Annotated in this window: 3 protein-coding genes and 1 pseudogene; 2 read left to right on the forward strand and 2 right to left on the reverse strand. The window is 44.4% G+C overall.

Annotation, left to right across the window (positions count from 1 at the left end; genetic code table 11):
• A pseudogene (locus tag ACPLJI_RS08980) lies at positions 1-221 on the reverse strand (NERD domain-containing protein); the annotation flags it as partial.
• Positions 222-446: 225 nt separating this feature from the next.
• On the opposite strand from ACPLJI_RS08980, the gene mntA reads away from it, so the two are divergent.
• Positions 447-848: a type VII toxin-antitoxin system MntA family adenylyltransferase antitoxin gene (gene mntA / locus ACPLJI_RS08985; protein ID WP_424730805.1), complete on the forward strand. Its 402-nt coding sequence runs from the start codon at positions 447-449 to the stop codon at positions 846-848.
• A 52-nt stretch (positions 849-900) separates the two neighbouring features.
• The gene (hepT, locus tag ACPLJI_RS08990; RefSeq protein WP_424730804.1) at positions 901-1,296 is read left to right on the forward strand and encodes a type VII toxin-antitoxin system HepT family RNase toxin; all 396 of its coding nucleotides are present in this window, start codon (positions 901-903) and stop codon (positions 1,294-1,296) included.
• A gap of 196 nt (positions 1,297-1,492) precedes the next feature.
• Here the strand turns inward: hepT and ACPLJI_RS08995 are convergent.
• Positions 1,493-2,086 (reverse strand): sensor histidine kinase (locus tag ACPLJI_RS08995; RefSeq protein WP_424741277.1); only part of this gene is annotated, 594 nt, incomplete at its 5' end.

Here is a 2,086-nt window from a genome sequence, read left to right on the forward strand (position 1 = left end):
CGCCCTCCCATCCAGAGCCTCCAGTAGTTATCGGCCTTCCTCTGTGTGTGGGTTTTCCTGCTGGATTCAGGAAAATTTTTGGTGATTTTACGGTATTCATTGAAGTTTTTAACGTAGAGGAGTGGTGAACCGCACTCATCGCACATGTGGAATACCCAGAATTCCTCCTCGCTTTTGATCTGCCAGTAGTGGTTACATTTCTCGCATATGAGGTAGGCCATGATATCACTTGAAAGAGATTTCCATTTCCTACTTATAGGGGGAGGTGATTATATTCTTTTCCATGGCTGCTGTTTTGTGCACCTCTGACAAGAGGATAAAACCCTCCGAAAAACCTCCAGATTCATCAGCACATATACCTCAGATGATACATATACCCTCATTTCCCGCTGAATACGCGCCCACTGAAAGATTATTAAATGAAACATGACATAATATGAAGCGTCATGAGAGAACTCCAGAAAAAACTTGGAAATTACTTCAAGGATAAGGATGAGGTCAGTCTGGCATACCTCTTTGGCTCGGTTGCAGATGAGAAGGAAGGGCCCCTCAGTAACATAGACATAGGGGTGCTACTCGACGATAAACTTGACAGGACCGCAAGGGCTAGGCTGAAACTGAGGATGATATCAGAACTCACATCCATTCTTGGCTCCGACAGGATAGACCTTGTGATAATGAACGATGCACCGCCCCGGCTTAATTATGAGATAATAAAGGCACGAAAACCACTCATCGAAAACCCTCACCTCAAGGTGGACTTCGAACAGCGGGTACTCTCCGATTACCTTGACAGGAGATACTACGACAGGAGATGGATCAGGAATTACCTGAAAAGGAGAGATTGAAAAATGAATGAAACGGAGAGAATAATTGAGCGAATAAAAACCCTGACCTCCTATGTTGATCCTCAGGGAGCACAGAGTAACAGAGAGGGAACTCAGGGATGATTATATCCTGCGATCCGCCATAGAAAGAAATCTCCAGCTTGCAATCGAATCAGCCCTTGATATAGGAGAGATGGTGATCTCAATGGAGGACCTTGAGAAGCCAGAAACCTACAGGGACATTATAGAAATTCTTGAAAAACATGGCATACTCCCATCTGATTTTGCAGAAAGGTTCTCTGAAGCCGCGGGTCTTAGAAATATCCTCGTCCACATGTACACAGATGTTGACCCATCAATCATAACAGAGATCCTCAATAAAAGACTTCATGACTTTGAATTCTATTCAGAATCCATTTTAAGGTTCCTTGGGGATAAATACTCTTATTCAGATAAGAGGCTAAAATGAACTTTTTTAATGGAGCCTCAAGCACCCGGATGCCCACCCCAATCTCAGGGTATTGATTGGCATGTTCTTTATTTGCTGGCAGTATTCATCACCTGACACATCTGGAGCCTTTCAGGGGATTTCATTTTCATCACAGAAGACACTGATTATCTTCGTTAAACGTCACTATTACGAACATATGGCTGAAGTGGTGAACCTATTTATCCCTGATCCTGAAAACCATGCTGAATTTCGTACCCCCATTCACATCCAGTGTCAGCTTCCCGTTCAGCTGTTTGGTGAGGATAGTCACAAGTTTAAGTCCGAGTGTATCGGTACTTGAGGGGTCGATATCCTCTGGAAGACCCACACCATCATCTGCCACCACCAGTTCTATTGAATCGTCCAAACCCCTAATTCTCACTTTTATTGTGCCTACTCCATCAGGAAATGCATACTTGATGCTGTTGGTTACAAGTTCATTGATTATGAGCCCAAGGGGTATGGCGGTGTCCAGTCCAACCTCCACATCCTCAATCTCAAGATCCTTCCTGACACTTGCATCATGGGATATGATTATGTCTCCAACCAGTTTCTCCACATATTCCCTGAAATTGACCCTCCCAAGTGACTCTGACTGGTAAAGGTGTTCATGTATCATTGCCATGGCCTTTATTCGCCCCTGACTCTCCCTGAGGATATTCAGGATTGCAGGGTTATCTGTGTAGGCTGACTGAAGTGAGAGGAGGCTTGATATTATCTGGAGGTTGTTCTTGACCCTGTGGTGTATCTCCCGCAGAAGCACCTCCTT

It is taken from the genome of Methanothermobacter sp. (assembly GCF_049720995.1).
Taxonomy (GTDB): domain Archaea; phylum Methanobacteriota; class Methanobacteria; order Methanobacteriales; family Methanothermobacteraceae; genus Methanothermobacter.

Bases quoted from the DNA above. Each gene is read 5' to 3' on its own strand.
- mntA (WP_424730805.1), top strand. From the start codon at position 447: ATGAGAGAACTCCAGAAAAAACTTGGAAATTACTTCAAGGATAAGGAT.
- hepT (WP_424730804.1), top strand. From the start codon at position 901: ATGTTGATCCTCAGGGAGCACAGAGTAACAGAGAGGGAACTCAGGGAT.